Annotated in this window: 16 protein-coding genes and 1 riboswitch; of the genes, 12 read left to right on the top strand and 4 right to left on the bottom strand. The window is 63.2% G+C overall.

Annotated features, from left to right (window positions below; translation table 11 throughout):
• The first annotated feature begins 64 nt into the window (after window positions 1-64).
• Entirely contained in the window at window positions 65-1897 is a 1833-nt protein-coding gene (gene metG / locus KR227_RS02625; RefSeq protein ID WP_218363583.1) for a methionine--tRNA ligase, read from the top strand.
• Window positions 1898-1901: 4 nt separating this feature from the next.
• Complete coding sequence (locus KR227_RS02620; RefSeq protein WP_218363582.1) at window positions 1902-2726, top strand: TatD family hydrolase; 825 nt, start codon at window positions 1902-1904, stop codon at window positions 2724-2726.
• On the opposite strand, the gene KR227_RS02615 is transcribed toward KR227_RS02620, so the two are convergent.
• Window positions 2711-3583: an HAD family hydrolase gene (locus KR227_RS02615; protein WP_218363581.1), complete on the bottom strand. Its 873-nt coding sequence runs from the start codon at window positions 3581-3583 to the stop codon at window positions 2711-2713. The two genes, KR227_RS02620 and KR227_RS02615, sit on opposite strands and share 16 nt — an antisense overlap.
• 456 nt (window positions 3584-4039) lie before the next feature.
• Between KR227_RS02615 and KR227_RS02610 the strand changes: the two genes are divergently transcribed.
• From KR227_RS02610 to KR227_RS02575, 8 genes are all read left to right on the top strand, one after another.
• Window positions 4040-5179 carry a resuscitation-promoting factor gene (locus KR227_RS02610; protein WP_218363580.1) on the top strand — a complete coding sequence of 380 codons (1140 nt, stop codon included), beginning with the start codon at window positions 4040-4042 and terminating at the stop codon, window positions 5177-5179.
• Window positions 5180-5322: 143 nt separating this feature from the next.
• The gene (gene rsmA, locus KR227_RS02605) at window positions 5323-6243 is read left to right on the top strand and encodes a 16S rRNA (adenine(1518)-N(6)/adenine(1519)-N(6))-dimethyltransferase RsmA (RefSeq protein WP_218363579.1); all 921 of its coding nucleotides are present in this window, start codon (window positions 5323-5325) and stop codon (window positions 6241-6243) included.
• Entirely contained in the window at window positions 6240-7187 is a 948-nt protein-coding gene (locus tag KR227_RS02600) for a 4-(cytidine 5'-diphospho)-2-C-methyl-D-erythritol kinase (RefSeq protein ID WP_218363578.1), read from the top strand. Before rsmA ends, KR227_RS02600 begins: the two co-directional genes overlap by 4 nt.
• Window positions 7188-7251: 64 nt before the next feature.
• Entirely contained in the window at window positions 7252-9048 is a 1797-nt protein-coding gene (locus tag KR227_RS02595; protein ID WP_218363577.1) for an ABC-F family ATP-binding cassette domain-containing protein, read from the top strand.
• Between the two features lie 41 nt (window positions 9049-9089).
• Entirely contained in the window at window positions 9090-9416 is a 327-nt protein-coding gene (locus KR227_RS02590; protein WP_151530073.1) for a putative quinol monooxygenase, read from the top strand.
• A gap of 106 nt (window positions 9417-9522) precedes the next feature.
• Window positions 9523-10434: a polyphosphate kinase 2 gene (gene ppk2, locus KR227_RS02585; RefSeq protein WP_218363576.1), complete on the top strand. Its 912-nt coding sequence runs from the start codon at window positions 9523-9525 to the stop codon at window positions 10432-10434.
• Between the two features lie 181 nt (window positions 10435-10615).
• Window positions 10616-11704 carry a 3-hydroxyisobutyryl-CoA hydrolase gene (locus KR227_RS02580; RefSeq protein WP_218363575.1) on the top strand — a complete coding sequence of 363 codons (1089 nt, stop codon included), beginning with the start codon at window positions 10616-10618 and terminating at the stop codon, window positions 11702-11704.
• Window positions 11705-11976: 272 nt separating this feature from the next.
• Window positions 11977-12282, top strand: coding sequence for a hypothetical protein (locus KR227_RS02575; protein ID WP_218363574.1), 306 nt, complete (start codon window positions 11977-11979; stop codon window positions 12280-12282).
• A 199-nt stretch (window positions 12283-12481) separates the two neighbouring features.
• Here KR227_RS02575 and pnuC read toward each other — a convergent pair whose 3' ends face one another.
• A complete protein-coding gene (gene pnuC / locus KR227_RS02570; RefSeq protein WP_218363573.1) occupies window positions 12482-13189 on the bottom strand; it encodes a nicotinamide riboside transporter PnuC in 708 nt (235 codons plus the stop codon).
• 149 nt (window positions 13190-13338) lie between these two features.
• Window positions 13339-13464: riboswitch (FMN riboswitch) on the bottom strand.
• Window positions 13465-13500: 36 nt separating this feature from the next.
• Window positions 13501-14586 carry a hypothetical protein gene (locus tag KR227_RS02565; RefSeq protein ID WP_218363572.1) on the bottom strand — a complete coding sequence of 362 codons (1086 nt, stop codon included), beginning with the start codon at window positions 14584-14586 and terminating at the stop codon, window positions 13501-13503.
• Between the two features lie 242 nt (window positions 14587-14828).
• Here KR227_RS02565 and KR227_RS02560 point away from each other — a divergent pair, with 242 nt between their 5' ends.
• Complete coding sequence (locus tag KR227_RS02560) at window positions 14829-15443, top strand: DUF4282 domain-containing protein (RefSeq protein ID WP_218363571.1); 615 nt, start codon at window positions 14829-14831, stop codon at window positions 15441-15443.
• Window positions 15444-15751: 308 nt separating this feature from the next.
• On the opposite strand, the gene KR227_RS02555 is transcribed toward KR227_RS02560, so the two are convergent.
• Window positions 15752-17386, bottom strand: coding sequence for a peptide chain release factor 3 (locus KR227_RS02555; RefSeq protein ID WP_151548919.1), 1635 nt, complete (start codon window positions 17384-17386; stop codon window positions 15752-15754).
• On the opposite strand from KR227_RS02555, the gene KR227_RS02550 reads away from it, so the two are divergent.
• Window positions 17385-18335, top strand: coding sequence for a Sir2 family NAD-dependent protein deacetylase (locus KR227_RS02550; protein WP_218363570.1), 951 nt, complete (start codon window positions 17385-17387; stop codon window positions 18333-18335). The genes KR227_RS02555 and KR227_RS02550 overlap by 2 nt on opposite strands.
• The last annotated feature ends 17 nt before the right edge of the window (window positions 18336-18352 follow it).

The following is an 18352-nucleotide window of genomic DNA, read 5'->3' as shown; positions in this document are numbered from 1 at the left end:
GGCGTCGATAAGCGAATGACGCCTAAGTCTTAGACTTAGCTGTCTATCAATTATGCTCGTAGGCATGTCTGAATCTGTGCTCGTCTCAGTAGCTTGGCCCTACGCCAATGGCCCCCGCCACATCGGTCACGTGGCAGGGTTTGGCGTACCGTCCGATGTATTTGCGCGCTACCAGCGAATGCGTGGCCGCAACGTGTTGATGATTTCGGGAACGGACGAGCACGGCACGCCGCTACTTGTGCAGGCGGAGAAGGAGGGCGTGGCCGTCCAGGAGCTCGCTGATCGCTACAATCGCCAGATTGTGCAGGATCTCGCCGGGCTGGGGCTGACCTATGACCTGTTTACCCGCACCACCACCCGCAACCACTACGCCACGGTGCAGGAGCTCTTCCGCGGGCTCTATGACAACGGCTATATGGTCAAGGAAGTCACCCAGGGGGCAATTTCTCCCTCCACGGGGCGCACCCTGCCCGACCGCTATATTGAGGGCACCTGCCCGATCTGCGGCTGCGATGGCGCCCGCGGCGATCAGTGCGATAACTGCGGTAACCAGCTGGACCCGGCGGATCTCATTAATCCGGTGTCCAAGCTCAACGGGGAAACCCCGGAGTTCCGCGAGACGGAGCACTTCTTCCTCGATCTTCCTGCCCTCGCCGAGGCGCTGGAGACGTGGCTGACTGAGCGCAAAGACTGGCGCCCGAATGTGCTGAAGTTCTCGATGAACCTGCTCAAGGACATCCGCCCGCGCGCCATGAGCCGCGATATCGACTGGGGCGTGCCCGTGCCCATCGAGGGCTGGGAAGAGAACAACGCCAAGAAGCTCTATGTGTGGTTCGACGCGGTGGTGGGGTATTTGTCCTCCTCCATCGAGTGGGCCTATCGCATCGGCGAGCCGGAGGCGTGGCGCGAGTTCTGGAATAACCCAGAGACCCGGTCCTATTACTTCATGGGCAAAGACAACATCACCTTCCACTCCCAGATCTGGCCGGCGGAGCTGCTGGGCTATCGCGGCCAGGGCTCGAAGGGCGGGGAGGCCGGCCCGCTCGGGGAACTCGACCTGCCCACCGAGGTGGTCTCCTCGGAGTATTTGACGATGTCGGGCTCGAAGTTCTCCTCCTCCAAGGGAGTGGTGATCTATGTCAAGGACTTCCTCGAGGAGTTCGGTCCCGATCCGCTGCGGTATTTCATCGCCGTGGCCGGCCCGGAGAATAATGACACCGACTTCACCTGGGATGAGTTTGTGCGCCGCGTGAACAACGAGCTGGCGAATGGCTGGGGCAATCTGGTCAACCGCACCGTGTCCATGGCCTATAAGAACTTCGGCGAGATCCCCACCCCGGGTGAGCTCACCGCCGCCGAGCAGGCGCTCTTGGAGCAAACCGAGCGGGCTTTCGTGGAGGCCGGGGAGAACCTTGAGCACTCCAAGTTCAAGGCCGCGATCAACCAGGTGATGCACATTGTGGGCGAGGCCAATGCCTATATCGCGGAGAATGAGCCGTGGAAGCTGGCGAAGGATGAGACCCAGCGGGAGCGCCTCGCCACCGTGCTGTGGACCGCGCTGCAGGTGGTATCCGACTGCAACACCATGCTTACTCCTTTCATCCCGCATACCGCCCAAAAGGTGCACGAGACCCTGGGCCGCGAGGGCGAGTGGGCCGCCACCCCGCAGGTGCGCGAGGTAGCCGATGATATGCCGGTGGAGCCGGTGGGCGTGGGCCTGCCGGAGAAGAACAAGACCTACCCGGTGATCATGGGCGACTACACCCAGCAGCAGGCCGCCTGGCAGCGCGTGGAGTGCGTGCCCGGCACGCCGCTGTCCAAGCCGAAGCCGCTGATCCAGAAGCTCGACCCGGCCCTCGCCGAGGAGGGCCCCTCCTGGGCCCCGGTGGCAGGCTAGAGCCATGGGAAAGAAGAAGCGACCTACGCCCACCCCGCTCGCCGGGGCAACGGGGCTTATCGACGCCCACACCCACCTCACCTCCTGCCCCGATGAGCCGGCCGCGGTGGTCGAGCGCGCCCGCGCTGCCGGGGTAGAGGCCATGGTGACCGTCGGCGATGGCCTAGCGGAAGCCGAGGCAGCCTTGGCCGTGGCACAGCAGCTCGATCGGGTGTGGGCGGCGTGTGCCATTCACCCCACGCGGGCTCGTGAGCTTGACGACGCCGCCCGCGCCCGGCTGCGCGAACTGGCCGCCGATCCGCTGTGTGTCTCCATCGGCGAGACCGGGCTCGATACCTATTGGATCGGCAAAGAAGAGTGGTGCGCCCCGCTGGAGGCGCAGGAGGAAGCGCTGCGCTTTCATATTGATCTCGCAGTGAGCAGCGGCAAGGCGCTGATGATTCATAATCGCGAGGCCGATGCGGAGTTGCTGCGGGTGCTCGATAGCTCCCCGCAGCCTAAGACGGTGATTCTGCACTGCTTTTCCTCGCCGCTGGAGGTCGCCCGCGAGGCCATCGAGCGCGGCTATGTGCTCTCCTTCGCCGGCAATGTCACCTTCAAACGCAATGAGGAATTACGCCAAGCGGCGGCCCTGGCGCCCATGGAGCAGATTCTCTATGAAACCGATGCGCCCTATATGACGCCCGAGCCTTTCCGCGGCGCCCGCAATGAGCCGGCCTTCATCGGCCACACCGCCCAATGCATCGCCACGGCCCGCGGCATGGCGCTCGAGGAGTTCAGCGCCGCAGTGGCGGCGAATTTCCGGCGGGTATATCAGCTCGCGGACTGATCGTGGGCGTCGAGTAGCGTGCGGAGCACCTTTAGCACGCCCTGCTCGCTATTGGAGGGCGCGATAAAGTCTGCACTCTCGGCGATGCGCGGGTGCGCATTGGCCATGGCCACGGCGACCCCGGCCTGCTGGAGCAGCTCGAGATCGTTGAGATAGTCGCCGAAGGCTAAGGTCTGGCTGGGGGTAATCCCCAGCTGGGCGCAGAGTTCCCGCAGGCCGTGGCCCTTATCGGCCTCAGCTGCCATGATGTCGATCCAGTGCTTGCCGGATACGGTCACCTGTGCCTGCTCGTAGAACTCGGACAGATGCGGGTAGATGCTCTCTTCCACCGAGTCGAAGCCGAATACCGCGATCTTGATGATCTCCTCCGGGTTGAGCTCGGCTACTGCATCCACGTGTTGCATCGATGCGTAGTAGCGCCGCGTCTGCTCTAGAAAGGCCTCATCACTGCGATCGACATAGGCCACCTCGGGGGTGCAGGCCACAATGCCGATATCGTGGCCGCGGCCGCGCAGCTGAGAGATCGTGTCCAGCACCTTGCGCACGATATCTGGGGAGATCGTGGTGCTCGAGACCGTGGTGCCATCGAGCACCACATTGGTGCCATTTTCTGCAATGAAGTTGCGTGGCGGATTATCTGCGGCGGGGTGGGCGAACTGCTCGCGCAAGGTGGCGTATTGCCGCCCCGAGGCAGGGGCAAAGCTGATACCAGCGCGGTTCAGGCGGTTCAGCAGCGGCCAGAACCCTTCTGGGATCATGTGATCATCGCCCAGCAGGGTGCCATCCATATCGGCGACGACAAGTGCGATGCTGTGCTCGCGGAGTAGGCCGGCGGGGATATCAGTGGGGCTGAGCATAGGATCCTTCGTCTACGGGTGTCTCGTTCACGGCGGCATTTCTTCCCCCAGGGGGCTCGCAGCGGAGCGCACGGGGAGAATTCTCATCCTAACGCGCGCCCACCCGGTGCAGCCCACCTGGCTGAGCGTCGGCTGTGTCTAAGAACACTCCGAGCGAGCGGGGGTGGCGCAACGGCGGTGCAGAGGGGAATATTCTTCGCACAACCGGCACAGCTGAGAGGGCAGGGGCGGGTGTGACGGCTGTGGTTATGCTGAGGACGGCGCTTCAACTGCATGGTCTGGAATATAAGACTCGCGCGTTCTGGAGACAGCGTTCTCTAGACATCACAGAATTGTTACCGTACTGTTACATCCATTGCGCCAGCGGGGGAGAAACACCCAAATGTATCTCCCCACCTGAGCGCCACGACACAACAACCACACGACACCTTAAGGGTGAAGGGAACACTGGCTTTCATGGGACACCGCACCAAGGCTCGCATTAACGGCACCGGCTCTAGCTCGACTCCGCTCCGTGTCGCCACCGGCGGCATGTTGGCCACCTTGCTGGTCGGTGGTGTGGTCTCCGCCAATGCGGTGAGCAAAAATGATGTCACCATTGATTTCAATGGTGAGACCATTAATCTCGCTACCGCCTCCGATACTGTCGGTGCCGCGCTGGATGAGGCTGATATTCCGGCCGCCGACCGTGATCTCGTGAGCCCCAGCCCAGAGAGTGCGATCACTGATGATCAGGCGATCACCGTGCGTAGCGCCAAGCAGGTTGCGCTGGTGATTGACGGCGAAGAAAAGACCGTTGATTCCACTGCGCTGACTGTGGATGAGCTGCTGGCCGAGCTCGGCATGGTGGATCCCTCCGATCTCATCTCCCTCGACGGCACCACCGTGATTCCCCGCGACGGGCTCACTGTGGATGTGGTGAAGTCCAAGATCATCACCATTAACGATGGCGGTTCCGTGACCTATTCCAAGGTGGCCGAGCGCACCGTGGGGGATGTGCTCAAGGAGCGCGGCATCACCTTGGGCGATAAGGATGAGGTAAGCCCCGCCCTCGATACGCCGCTGAAGCGCGGAATGACCATCGACATCACCCGGGTGGAAGAAAAGGAAGTGACCGATACCGAGTCCTTCACCGCCGATCCGGTCTACGTCGATGATGCCAACCTGGAACAGGGCAGCGAAGTAGTGGAGCGCGAAGCCACCCCGGGCGAGCGAGAGATCACCCGCAAGGTCACCCTCGTCAATGGCAAAGAGGTGGCTTCGGTGACAATCAAGACAAAGGAACTGCGCCCCTCCACTCCCGCCACCATCAAGCGCGGCGTGAAGCCGGCCGCTCCGGCCGTGGCCGGCGGCAGCGTCTGGGATCAGCTCGCCCAGTGCGAGTCCGGTGGCAACTGGAGCATCAACACCGGTAATGGCTACTCCGGTGGCCTGCAGTTCGCCCCCTCCACCTGGCAGGCCTATGGCGGCGGCGAGTACGCCCCCACCGCCGGCCAGGCTACCCGCGAGCAGCAGATCGCCGTGGCCCAGCGGGTACAGGCCGCGCAGGGCTGGGGCGCATGGCCCGCCTGCACCGCCAAGCTGGGCATTCGCTAAGCACCCTGCTCGCTCGGGCGGGCCGGCGAGTACCTGCTCGCGCCCGCTGTCTGCTGCGCCCACCCTCTGTGGTGGGCGCTTCGTGCTATCTCCGCCGCCTCGGTAATGGGTGGCGCGCGATCAGCCACTACACTGAAGAAACTATGACTACCGCACCGCCGCATGCCGAGGATGGGGGAGTGTCCCCGCAGGGCAGCGCCGTCCAGCTGCTTGGCCCGAAGGAGATTCGCGAGCTCGCCGAGAAACTCGATGTGAGCCCGACGAAGAAGCTGGGGCAGAACTTCCTGCACGATCCCAACACCGTCCGGATGATCATCGCCGCCGCCGAGATCACCGCCACAGACGATGTGATCGAGATCGGCCCAGGGCTTGGTTCGCTCACTCTCGGATTGCTGGAGGTGGCCCGCTCGGTGACGGTCGTGGAGATCGATCCGCGGCTCGCCGGAGAGCTACCGGCCACCGCCGCCGCCCGCGCCGGTGCCGCCGCATCCACCCTCAGCGTGCACAATCGCAATGCCTTGGAGTTCCAGCGCAGTGACTGCGCCGTGGCACCGACGGTATTGGCGGCCAACTTGCCCTATAACGTCTCCGTGCCGGTACTCATGCACATCCTGGCGGAGTTTCCCTCCCTGCGGCGGGTATTGGTGATGGTGCAAAAAGAAGTGGCCGATCGGCTCGCCGCCGCGCCGGGCAGCAAAATCTATGGAGTGCCCAGCGTGAAGGCCGCCTACTACGGCCAGGTGCGCCGCGCCGGGCTGGTGGGCAAAAACGTGTTCTGGCCGGCCCCGAAGATCGACTCTGGGCTGGTGCGTATCGATTGCTATGAGCGCGAGAACATGCCCTGGCAGGCGAGTGCCGCGGAGGTATTTCCCATCGTGGATGCCGCCTTCGCCCAGCGCCGCAAAACCCTGCGCGCCGCACTCTCCGGGCATTTCGGCTCGGGCGAGCGCAGCGCGGCGATTCTTAGCCGCGCCGGCATCGATCCCACATTGCGCGGCGAACGCCTCGGGGTGCGAGAGTTCGTCGATATCGCCCTAGCCGCCCGAGAGGAGGCCGCGGAATGAGCTTCGCGAGCACCTCGGTGCGGGCCTGCGCCAAGATCAACCTCTTTCTCGGAGTAGGGGAGGTCCGCGAGGATGGGTTCCACGAGCTGACGAGCGTGTTTCAATCCCTGTCCAACCACAATGTGGTGCGGCTCAGCCCTGCTGCGGAGCCGGCGCGGTTGAGCGAGTATGTGGGCGCGGTGAGCGCCTCGGGCCTGGCCGCTAGCGCGGTGCCGCTCGACGCCAGCAATCTCGTGGTGGGCGCCGCCACCCGCTATCTGCAGGAGCTACGCAGACAGAACCCGGAGATCACCCTGCCGGTGATAGATATCCACATCCACAAAGGGATCCCCACCGCTGGCGGCATGGCCGGCGGCTCCGCGGATGCTGCCGCCGTGCTGCATGCGCTCCAGGGCTACGCCCCCTTGCCACAGGAGCGGGTGCTAGAGATCGCCGCCGAGCTCGGCTCGGATGTGCCCTTTAGCCTCGTAGGTGGCACGCAGCTGGGCACTGGCCGCGGGGAGCAGCTGGTGCCGATGCTCAGCCGCGGCACCTATCACGTGGCCCTGGGGATTCAGAAACAGGGGCTGCGCACCCCCGAGGTATTTCGCAAGCTCGATGAGATGCGCCAGGCAGGCAAGGCCGGCGCGCCCAGCACCGATACCAGCGCCCTAGCTACCGCTTTACTCAGCGGCGATCCGGCCGCGGTGGCGCGGCAGCTACACAATGACTTGCAGCCGGCGGCGCTGTCGTTGATGCCGGCGCTGCGGGCCACCCTCGCCGCCGGCACGGCCGCGGGGGCACTCGCCGGTATCGTTTCCGGCTCGGGGCCCACCACGGCATTTCTGTGCGAGAGCGCCGAGGCGGCCGAGGCCGTGGCTGAGGAGCTGCGCGATTCGGGCACCGTTTTCGACGCCTTCGCCGTCCACACCGTGACTCGCGGTATAGAAACACTCGAGTCTTAAGCCGTATCTACCGTAGTTCGCCCATCGTTCGACGCCGACTAGTGAGAAGGACATACCTGCCGACGTGGCTAATTTGATCAACCTAGAAAATGTCACCCAGAGCTTCGGGATGAAGACCCTGCTCGACTCCGTGAGCCTTGGCGTGCAATCGCACGATCGGATCGGCGTGGTGGGGCTGAACGGAGGCGGTAAAACCACCCTCATTGAGATCCTCTCCGGGCAGCTGGACCCAGATTCGGGACGGGTCTCCCACAATAAGGAGCTGCGCCTGGCCGTGGTGACGCAGCGGGCCAAGCTGGACGATACCCGCACCGTGGGGGAGGTCGTGCTGGAGCAGCTGGGGCTAGAAACCTATGAGTGGGCCTCCAATGCCAAGGTGCGTGACGTGCTCTCGGGCCTCGGGATCGTGGATCTCGGATTGGATACCCCGGTCTCCGCGCTCTCGGGTGGTGAGCGTCGTCGCACCCACCTGGCTGCGGCGCTGGTGCGCGAGCTGGATCTGGTGGTGCTCGATGAGCCCACCAACCACTTGGACGTGGAAGGCGTGCGCTGGTTGGCCGATCATCTGCTCCAGCGCAATCTCGCGGTGGTGGTGGTTACCCACGATCGCTGGTTCCTCGACACCGTGGCCACCCACACCTGGGAGGTCCACGACGGCACCGTGGACGTGTATGAGGGAGGCTATAACGACTGGACCTTCGCCCGCGCCGAGCGCGCCCGCCAGGCAGATGCGATGGAACAGCGCCGCCGCAACCTCGCCCGCAAGGAACTGGCGTGGCTGCGTCGCGGTGCACCGGCCCGCACCTCGAAGCCGCGCTACCGGATTGAAGCCGCGGAGGCGCTGATTTCCGATGTGCCGGCCCCGCGCGACACCGTGGAGCTCATGGCCTTCTCCAAGCGCCGCCAAGGCAAAGTGGTCATCGAACTCGAAGACGCCACAATCTCCACCCCCGATGGCCGGGTGCTGGTGCAGGATCTCACCTGGCGGCTCGCGCCGGGCGAGCGCATCGGCCTGGTCGGGGTGAATGGCTCGGGCAAAACCACCCTGCTGCGGGCGCTGGCGGGGGAGCATGACCTTGATGCTGGGCGCCGCATCGAGGGCACAACGGTGCGGCTGGGCTGGCTGCGCCAAGAATTAGATGACCTCGATCCCGAGCGCCGCGTGCTTGATGCGGTGGAGGATGTGGCCAGCTATGTGGAACTCGGCAAAAAACAGCTCTCGGCCTCGCAGCTGGCGGAGCGCCTGGGCTTTTCCCCCAAGCGTCAGCGCACCCCGATCAAGGATCTCTCCGGCGGCGAGCGGCGGCGGCTACAGCTGACCCGTGTGCTCATGGCGGAGCCCAATGTGCTGCTTCTCGACGAGCCGACCAACGATCTCGATATCGATACCCTGCAAGAGTTGGAATCTTTGTTGGACTCTTGGCCGGGCACCTTGGTGGTGATCTCCCACGATCGCTACTTGATTGAGCGCATCGCGGATTCCACGTGGGCGCTGTTTGGCGATGGTGCGCTCACCAACCTGCCGGGCGGAATTGAGCAGTATCTCGCCCGCCGCGATGAGATGGCAGCGGCGGAAGGCTCGGGGCCACTGAATGTGGGCACGAAGGAGGCGTCGTCAAGCGAAAAGAAGATGGATCAGAAGCAGTGGCGGGAGCTGTCAAAGAAGCTATCCGCCACCGAGCGCAAGCTGGATAAGGTGCGCGCGGAGATCGATTCCCTCAATGAAAAAATGGCCGCCGCGGCGCAGGCGGTGGATCAGGAGGCGATGATCGAGCTGGACGCCAAGCTCAAGGATGCGGCAGCTCGCGCCGAGGAGCTGGAAATGCAGTGGCTAGAGTTGGGCGAGCAGATGGAAGCCTAGCGCTGGTGGCCGTGGGTGCGGTTTTTTCGTAGGCTGGGGCCATGATCTTGATCAATGTGAAATTCACCGTCAAGGACGAGTACGTGGAGACCTTCCGCCAGGAAGTCGCCGAGTTCACCGAGGCCACCCGCGCCGAGGAGGGCAATCTCTTCTTTGAGTGGTACCGCTCCACCGACGAACCGAACAGCTATATCCTCATCGAGGGCTTCAAGGACGATGCCGCGGAGCCGCACGTCAACTCCGATCACTTCCAGAAGGCCTGCGTGGATATGCCGCGCCTGCTGGTGAAGACCCCGGAGATCATCAACACCCTCATCGAGGGCAAAACCGAGTGGGATAAGATGGCTGAATTCTCCGTGGAGGAGTAATAGCCGAACCGTATCGGCATACGGGGCCAGGACACACAGCGTGGACTGGCCCCTTAATGCTGAATAGGCTGATTTTTTCAGCGATTCTTCAGGTACTCTGGTGAGCATGAGCAAGAAGGACACACAGGATTTCACTGACCCGCCGAAGCTATCGAAAAAGGCCTATGAGGCAGAGCTGAAGCACCTCCAAGCCGAACTGGTAGACATGCAACAGTGGGTGGTGGAAACCGGTGCCCGCGTGGTGATCGTCATGGAAGGCCGCGACGCCGCCGGCAAGGGCTCCGCGATCAAGCGCATCACCCAGTACCTCAACCCGCGTACCTGCCGCATCGAGGCATTGCCCGCGCCGAACTCCCGCGAGCAGGGCCAGTGGTACTTCCAGCGCTATATTGAGCGCCTGCCCACCGCCGGTGAGATCGTGATCTTTGACCGTTCGTGGTACAACCGCGCCGGCGTGGAACGCGTGATGGGCTTTTGCACCTCCGCAGAGTACCGTCGCTTCCTGCACCAGGCCCCCATCTTCGAGCGGTTGCTGGTGGAAGACGGGATCATGCTGCGCAAGTACTGGTTCTCCGTCTCTGATGAGGAGCAGGTGAAGCGCTTCCGCTCGCGCCGCAATGATCCGCTGCGCCGCTGGAAGCTCTCGCCGATGGATCTGCAATCCATCACCCGCTGGGAGGACTACTCCCGCGCCAAGGATGAGATGTTCATCCACACCGACATCCCCTCCGCGCCGTGGTACACCGTGGAATCCGAGGATAAGAAGCGCTCCCGCATCAACGTGATCAGCCATCTGCTGTCCACGATTCCCTATGAGAAGATCGACCGCGAGCTGCCGGAGATCCCCGAGCGCCCAGAGTCGGAAACCAACTACGACCGGCCGCCGCGCTCCGATTTCCGCTATGTGCCGGATGTGGCCGCGCAGCTGGAAAAGCGCAAGGTCGAGGGCGGCTCGAAGAAGGACAAGAAGAGCAAGAAGTCGAAGAAGTCCAAGAAAGACAAGAAAGACAAGAAATAGCGCCCACCCGCCGCAGCCTCGCGCGCATTCTCCCCGCACCAGTGGGGAGGGTGCGCGTTTTTCTGCATCCTGCGCGACACACCCGCGGGAGAGAAGAACCCGCAGCTATGGACGCTGTGGGCGTAGCCCAGAATTAGTGTTCGCCGCCACATCATTTGGCATTTTGTGACACACTGTGTATATGACTACAGAAAATTCCACTACAGGCACCCAGTGTGCCGCAGCAGAGAAAACAGTAATCGCAGAGGTTCGTGGCTCGGTCGGCTTCTTAGAGCTCAACCGCCCGAAGAGCCTCAACTCCCTCGACACCGAGATGTGTCAGATCATTCACGACGCCCTCGACGAGTGGCGCGAGGATGATGCCGTGTCCGGAGTAGTGATCTACTCCAACAACCCCAAGGCCTTCTGTGCCGGTGGTGATGTGCGGGTGATCCGCGAGGCTATCCTTGCCGGCCAGCCCGAGGTGGGAGATCGCTTCTTAGACGTCGAGTACGCCATGAACGCGGCGGTGGTGGACTTCCCCAAGCCCTATATCGCCCTCATTGATGGCATCGTCATGGGCGGCGGCCTGGGCGTCTCGGTGCACGGCAGCCGGCGCGTGGTTTCGGAGCGCTCTTGGGCCTCCATGCCGGAGATGGCGATCGGTTTCTGCCCCGATGTGGGCGTCACCTACGCCTTCCAGCGCATGGTCAACGCCACCGGCTCCCATTCCTTCCCGCTCGCCAAGTTCCTCGTGCTCACCACCTGGCGGCTGAGCCCGCAGGACATGATGTGGTCGGGTCTCGCCACTGACTATGTGCCCTCGGAGAAGTTCGAGCAGCTCCGCGAGGCGCTGGAATCGGCCGCGGACGCCGACGGCATGAACGCGGTGATCGATAGTTTCGCCGAGCCGCTTGCGGGCGAATCCCAGCTGGCCGAGCTCATGGAGCATATCGAGACGGTCTTTGATGCTGCCTCGTGGGAAGAGGTAGTAGCGAAGCTGCAGGAGTGCCCCAGCGAGGAGTTCCAAGACCTCGTCCGCGGCCACCTGGCCCAAGCCAACCCCGCGTCTTTGGTGGCCACCATGGAGCTGATGGATGCCAACGAGCGCGTGGAGAATGTGCAGGCGGCACTGGCCAATGAGTTCGCCGTGGGCAAGGTGCTGCGCGAGGACAAGAACTTTGTCGAGGGCGTGCGTGCCGTACTGGTGGATAAGGGCCGCGATGCCGTCTTCGATCCGGCCACGACCGCCGAGGTGGATGTGGAGAAATACCGCGCTGCCGTGAAGTAGCCGCTACAGAAGAACAACGCAGCCGACCGAGTGCGCATGAGCCTGGCCGGCTGCGTTGTCCTATGCGCTGGGCCGCCTTTGGTCGCCACTGGCCGCCACCGGCTGCGGCTTCCCCGAACCTAGGACGTGAGTACGATACTGGCCAGCTGATAGGCACTACAGAAGCGGCAGGTAACCGCCGGTTTCAATCTTGTCCCCATGAGGAGAACGTCCATGAAGAACCCGCCGGAGTCCCTAGAGGCATGTTAAGGTAAACAAAACAGCCTTGCTTCATGAACGGACAAGCCATGAGTTTCTTTAGCCGGATATTCGGAAAGAACAGCGATAGCGAAACTGAAGAAGAGTCAGTTGTCGAGAGCGAAGTTACAACGTGTGATTACTGCGGAACAGAGAGCGACGACCTCATCGGGGTCGACATTACTTTGTCTGAAGGCGACCCGTCCTATCTGAGTGACATCTGTAAAGATTGCTACATCGAGCTTGACGCTTGGAACTACAGCTCCCCAGCCTATTGCTGTGGAATGATATACGAAGAAGGGGAGCAAGTGTGCGCCAGCTGCGGCGAATTTCTCTATTAAGAGTCGTCGCTCGGCACACTAGGGACGTCACGCTCATTTTCTGCGTCCGCTGACCACTCCTCCACGGAGCATCGGATTCCTCAATTTTTGCTTGCCGATACCTGACCATCACTCTCTACGGTTGATGATGACTTCCTCTAAGCCTTAACTGTGCGTTAAGCACCCCTCACATGCCGCGAATAGGGCCAACAGTTCTCTGTTAGGCTGCGCTGTGGCTGAGTTCTGCCTCGGTGGACGCCGCGCTGGTTTGGTTGCGGCGACGACGCTCCATGCGAGACCATTCCACGAATCCCCACGCCACGAACCCGCCATAGGCGAGGTAGAGCACGGCCGAGGGGTAGTAGCCGGCGGCGAGCAGCAGCGGTACGCCGACGATGTCCACGCTGAGCCACAGCAGCCAAAACTCGATCCAGCCCTTGGCCATGCCAAAGGTGGCCAGAAGCGAGCCGGAGAAGATCCACGCATCCGCCCACGGCCCCCACGAGCCAAGCGCGGAGAAAATCTGGGCGCAGACGACGGTGCTGATCACCATGAAGGTGAGGATGGCGAGGCGTTGCCGCGGTGTGGCCCAGTGTGGCTCCACGGCGGCTTGATCGGAGGAGCGATCCCGCTTGTTCAGGTTGCGCTGCCAGCCGTACCAGCCATAGGCGCTGACCACCAAGAACATCACTTGGCGGGCCGCTTGGCCGTAGAGATCAAGATTTTGCGGTGTGTGGAACACGCCGCCGAGGAAGACGGTGAAGAGCAAGATATTGCCGATGATGCCCACCGGCCACGCCCATACGCGCCTTTTCAAACCAAAAATGGCGGAGCCAATACCAAAAGCATTGCCGATGATTTCGCGCCACAGAATAGGAGCACCACCGATGATGACGGTGGCATCAAGAAGCTCGACTATAGGATTCATTCGCTGACCTACACGCTTTCATGTTTCGGTTGAGCAGAAAACAAATCCTCAGGTGAAACACAACATAGGTCAGCATCGCAGCCACCGCGCCCCCGAGACTACAGGCCACAGCAGGGTGGCAGTCTCGCCTAGCGCGGCGCGCTCAGCGCCTAGGTTCTCTTCCATCCGGACTATTACCGTCGGTCCCGGAGTTTCACCGAGTCTGCTACAGCCGAAGCTGCGGCTCGTGGACTATTACCACCGGTGGGGAATTACGCCCCGCCCTGAGAACGCCTCTCACTATAGCGCGTGAGCGCGGGCGGGCACAGAAACTAGGTCGATGGAGGTTGGGACACGGGGGTAGTGTCATCGCCGCGAGGGGCACCCGCGGGGTTCTGCGGGGCCTGCGGCACCGAGCCCTGCGACACCGAGCCCTGCGGTGGCATCCCAGGTGGTACCGCCGGTTGCGGCGGCATCGCCCCGCTGCGATAGAGCACACATCGCCGGGCGCGGTGGATATCCGCAGTCAGAGTCGCGGACTGGGCGCCCTCGATGCGCAGCAGCGCGGGGATGCCGTTGGTGTGTGCCATCTGGACGATCGCCGGATGGGCAGTCACGGAAGGATCGGTGGCGGGCGGGTAGCTGGCTGGCACCTGTTGGGCGTCGCGCAGCACCTGGGCAAAGCTCATGCCGTGGCCATAGTCAACGACGATGGACTCGCGGGTGCTTACCCCCACGATCTGCCCAGCCACCCGCAGCTCATAGCAGCCCGCGCCGCAGGGCCGATACTCGCATTCGAATAGCCGAGCCAGCCCATCGATACTGCGATCCATATCCGGTGACGCCGGCATGAAGGCGCCAGCGTGAAAGAGGGTGCGGTGACAATCTGCGGCAGCGGCAGCGGGAACAGTGGCCATGATGGTGGCGCCATCGGCGGTGGGCAAAAAGAGTACGGGGTCATTGGAAAAGAGGGTGCGTATCGCGGCCGCGAGTTCTTCCGCGGTGGCGAGGCTGCGATAGGCGTGCGGTGCAGTGGCATCGTCGGTCTGAGCATCGTCGCCCGCATCGTCTGCAAGCAGCCGTGCTGCGGTCTCAAGATCCAGCTCTGGTGGTCGGGGCGCCACCCATTCGTGCTCGAGTTCAGGGATGGCGAACTCCTCGGCCGCCTCTGCGATACGCGGGTGCAGCCACTGCCACACCCCAGTGGGCAGGATCTTGGCGAGGCGCTGACCGGTGAGCTCAGTGGGGCGGTGCCCAGAGAAACTGAGCCGGATCTGCACGTTCTCGCCGTCGGTATCGCCGGCCTCCACCGCCATCGCCGTGGATAGAGTGGGCAGGAAGGCGGCGTCGAGACAGGCTTGATGAAAGTAGCCGTCGGCGCGGAGTTCAGCAATGCTGCGTGGTGCGGGGATAGTCACAAGCCCGCATTCTACCTAGCTTCCGCCGCTGAGCGGGATGCTTATCGACGCCACCCCGCACCCGCCACCACCGCCGTGGTAGCAGAAACGCAGCCCCCCGCGTGAGGGCGAAGGCCGCAGGGAAATGATTGACCTCGCAGTGTATGTTCGTTAGCCTAACCGCTCGTATATATACGCTATGACCGGCGCATTCGCGGCGCAGGCATTCATTCGATCTGAGAATCAGAGGGGATCATCTATCCATGAACGACCAGTATTCGCCCAAGGACAACCAGGGCGAGCACAACCAGGGCGAGGAGAATCCGGGCGCGTTCTCGGCGGAGAACACCAACCAGCAGGCCACCCCGCAGAGTGACCAGCCTTATACCCAGTACACCACCCCGCAGGCTAACCAGCAGCCCAACCAGCAGGGTGCGGCCCCGTTCTACCCCAGTGCTGGGAACCAGCAGTCCAACGCCACCCAGCAGGGGCCGGCGGCTGGTTCAGACTCCGCTGGCTTTCCTCAGCTCAACGCCGTAGGCGCGGAGTCGAAGAACTTCTTGCAGGCGCTGTTTGATTTCAGCTTTTCGAGCTTCATCACCATCAAGTTTGCCAAGGCCATCCACTTGGTCAATATCGTGCTGGCGCTTCTGGGCTATGTGTTCTGGGTGTTTATCTGGCTGTTCGTGGCCTCGGATGTCGGCGACTCGGAAGTGGGCGCCATGGCGACTTTCTTCGCTATCATCGCTCTGCTATTCGGCTGGATTCCGGCGCTGCTGCAAATCGTGGGCGTGCGCCTGGCGCTGGAGATGAACATCGCCTTGGTGCGCACTGCTCAGAACACCTCTGCGCTGCGCGAAGCCACCGTGGGGCGCTAAAACAGCACCTCCCGCATGCGGGCGCTGTGACTAGAAGGGGGCCGTTGCCATCAGGCAGCGGCCCTCATCTGTGTCTTTTACCTCGCCGCCAAGGGGTATTATCGCAGGTAGAAAGAGTTCTACCGAGAATCAAGGAGTACTGCTATGTGCCGTCCTGTGCCGTGTCCCACCTGCCATAAGACCACGTGGGCTGGGTGTGGTGAGCATATCGCCCAAGTAAAGGCGACGGTGCCGCCGGAGCAGTGGTGCGATGGTAAGCACGAGAGCAAGGCTCACTAGCACCCCTGCACCCTAGCCTCGGTGTCGAGCTAGTCCGCCACCAGCGGGAAGAGCTCGAACTCGGGGTGTTCCTTCTCAATGAAGCTCAGGCGCCACTTGTCGCCAAAGAGAGCGATGAGTTCGCCGTCGGTGCGGGTGAAGATCTCCACGCCGCGCTGCTTATTCAGCTCGGGCGCGGTGGCGGCGGTGGTGCGTCGCGCCACCGAGTAGGGGACCGGCTCGGTGATGGTTTCCACGTTGTATTCCACATCCATGCGGGCCTGCATCACTTCGAACTGCATGGGGCCGACAGCAGCCATAATGGGGGCGGCGTCGCCGCGGGCCTCGTTTTTCAGGATCTGCACCACGCCCTCGGAGTCCAGCTGTTCCAGCGCTTTACGGAACTGCTTGTACTTGCCCAGGGTTTTCGCCCGCAGGGTGCGGAAGTGCTCGGGGGCGAACTGCGGCATGGGCGGGAATTGCACTTTCCGGCCGGCGTAGATGGTGTCACCCGGGGCGAGCGAGCCGGCGTTGACGAGGCCGACAATATCGCCGGGATAGGCGGTGTCCACGGTGTCGCGGGTGCGGCCGAAGACGGTGAGCGCGTACTTGGTGGAGAAGCTGCGCCCAGACTGGGCGTGGGTTACTTGCATGCCGCGGTCGAACTCGCCGGAGACCACACGCATGAAGGCGAGGGTATCGCGGTGCTTGCGATCCATGCCGGCCTGCACCTTAAAGACCACGCCGGCGAAGTCGCTGTCCAGATCGCGGTGATCGTCGATGGCAGAGGTTGCGGCGGCCACCACGGCCGGGTCCGCGGAACGGGGCGCGGGCTGCGGCGCCAGAGCGCAAAGGGCATCGAGGATCTGGTGCACACCGAAGTTGAGCATCGCCGAGGCGAAAATGGTGGGGGAGGTGGTGCACTCGAGGAACAGCTCGGGGTCATGCACCGCGCCATCGGCGGCCATGAGTTCGACTTCCTCGGCGGCGGTTTCCCACGCCATCTCTTCTTTGGCGGCGGCTTCTTCGGGGCTGTAGTGCTCCTCGGGGGCAATGGTGGAGCCGCCGGCGGTGCGCAGGAAGTGAATGTATTCCTCCGCCTCGCCATCGGAGTTGATGCGGGCCAGGCCCCGGAAATCACCGGCGGCGCCCACCGGCCAGAACAGCGGGGTAGGCTGCAGCCCGATCTCGGACACGATCTCATCCATCAATTCCAGCGGCTCTTTGCCCACGCGGTCCCATTTGTTCACCACGGTCACAATGGGCAGGCCGCGGGCCTTACACACGCGGAAGAGCTTGAGGGTTTGGGGCTCGAGGCCCTTGGCGCCGTCGATAAGCATCACCGCGGCATCCACGGCGGTGAGCACGCGGTAGGTGTCCTCAGAGAAGTCGGCGTGGCCGGGGGTGTCCACTAGGTTAATCATGTAGGGCTCGCCCTGGTGGCCTTCGGGCGCGTACTCGAATTGCAGAGCGGAGCTGGCGACAGAGATGCCGCGCTCCTTTTCCATATCCATCCAGTCGGAGACGGTGGCTTTACGCCCGGCCTTGCCGTGCACCGCGCCGGCTTCGGCGATCATGTGCGCGTGCAGCGCCAACGCCTCGGTCAGGGTGGATTTACCGGCGTCGGGGTGTGCGATCACGGCGAAGGTTCTGCGGCGCGAGGCCTCGTCAACTACTCTGCTCATGGTGTTTCATCTTAACGCCTCGGTGTCTGAATCAATCGCTCGCACACATGCCTCTGCGGTGCGTTCGATTCAGCGCGTAGTGGATGAGACGGCTCCGCCCACCCCGCCTGCGGAGGCGGTGGCACAGATCGCGGAGCTCTTCGCCAGCGGGCGCGCCGCTGTGCTCACCGGTGCGGGGGTGTCCACGCCCTCTGGCATTCCGGATTATCGCGGGCCGCAGGGCTCGCTCGCCCGGTCGCGGCCGATGACCTATCAGGAGTTTCGCTATGATCGCGCCGCCCTGCACCGCTACTGGGCGCGGGCCTTTGTGGGGTGGCGGCACATGGCCGCAGCTCGGCCGAACTCGGTGCACTATCAGCTGGTGGAGCTAGAAGCTGCGGGTCTGATCACTGGGGTGATTACCCAAAACGTTGATGGCCTCCACCGCGCCGCCGGCAGCACAAGCCTGGTGGAACTCCACGGCGATCTCTCCCGCATCGAGTGCTTGAGCTGCGGGGCAATCATGCCACGATCGCTTATCGACGCCCGCCTGCATGCCGCCAATCCCGGCTACATTGAAAAAGCCGAAGCTAGGCGCGGTGCGGTGAACCCCGATGGCGATGTTGCCCTTGATGAGGAGATCGTTGCGAGTTTTCACCTAGTGGGCTGCCCCTACTGTGGTTCCCAGGTGCTCAAACCCCATGTGATCTACTTCGGCGAACCGGTGGACCCGAAGCGGAAGGCGGCGGCCCATGCCCTCGTGGAGGAGGCCGATTTCCTGCTGGTGGCTGGCTCCTCTCTGGCGGTGATGAGCGGCTATCGTTTCGCCATCGAGGCGCAGCGCGCCGGGAAGCCGGTAGTGGTGATTAATGGCGGGCCCGGGCGGGCCGATACCCGCGCTGCGGTGTTATGGCGCAGCGACGTGCGGCAGGCCTTCGATGCGGTGATCGACGCCACCGGGTTGGCCTGAGCTGCGAGGCAGCGAGA

This window comes from Corynebacterium sp. TAE3-ERU30, assembly GCF_019209925.1.
In the GTDB taxonomy this organism is placed as follows: domain Bacteria; phylum Actinomycetota; class Actinomycetes; order Mycobacteriales; family Mycobacteriaceae; genus Corynebacterium; species Corynebacterium megadyptis.
Note: the sequence above shows the minus strand (reverse complement) of the source record. Positions and strands in the feature narration are given on the sequence as shown.

Coding starts and splice junctions, on each gene's coding strand:
- metG (WP_218363583.1), top strand. CDS start 65: ATGTCTGAATCTGTGCTCGTCTCAGTAGCTTGGCCCTACGCCAATGGC.
- KR227_RS02620 (WP_218363582.1), top strand. CDS start 1,902: ATGGGAAAGAAGAAGCGACCTACGCCCACCCCGCTCGCCGGGGCAACG.
- KR227_RS02615 (WP_218363581.1), bottom strand. CDS start 3,583: ATGCTCAGCCCCACTGATATCCCCGCCGGCCTACTCCGCGAGCACAGC.
- KR227_RS02610 (WP_218363580.1), top strand. CDS start 4,040: ATGGGACACCGCACCAAGGCTCGCATTAACGGCACCGGCTCTAGCTCG.
- rsmA (WP_218363579.1), top strand. CDS start 5,323: ATGACTACCGCACCGCCGCATGCCGAGGATGGGGGAGTGTCCCCGCAG.
- KR227_RS02600 (WP_218363578.1), top strand. CDS start 6,240: ATGAGCTTCGCGAGCACCTCGGTGCGGGCCTGCGCCAAGATCAACCTC.
- KR227_RS02590 (WP_151530073.1), top strand. CDS start 9,090: ATGATCTTGATCAATGTGAAATTCACCGTCAAGGACGAGTACGTGGAG.
- ppk2 (WP_218363576.1), top strand. CDS start 9,523: ATGAGCAAGAAGGACACACAGGATTTCACTGACCCGCCGAAGCTATCG.
- KR227_RS02580 (WP_218363575.1), top strand. CDS start 10,616: ATGACTACAGAAAATTCCACTACAGGCACCCAGTGTGCCGCAGCAGAG.
- KR227_RS02575 (WP_218363574.1), top strand. CDS start 11,977: ATGAACGGACAAGCCATGAGTTTCTTTAGCCGGATATTCGGAAAGAAC.
- pnuC (WP_218363573.1), bottom strand. CDS start 13,189: ATGAATCCTATAGTCGAGCTTCTTGATGCCACCGTCATCATCGGTGGT.
- KR227_RS02560 (WP_218363571.1), top strand. CDS start 14,829: ATGAACGACCAGTATTCGCCCAAGGACAACCAGGGCGAGCACAACCAG.
- KR227_RS02550 (WP_218363570.1), top strand. CDS start 17,385: ATGGTGTTTCATCTTAACGCCTCGGTGTCTGAATCAATCGCTCGCACA.
- KR227_RS02555 (WP_151548919.1), bottom strand. CDS start 17,386: ATGAGCAGAGTAGTTGACGAGGCCTCGCGCCGCAGAACCTTCGCCGTG.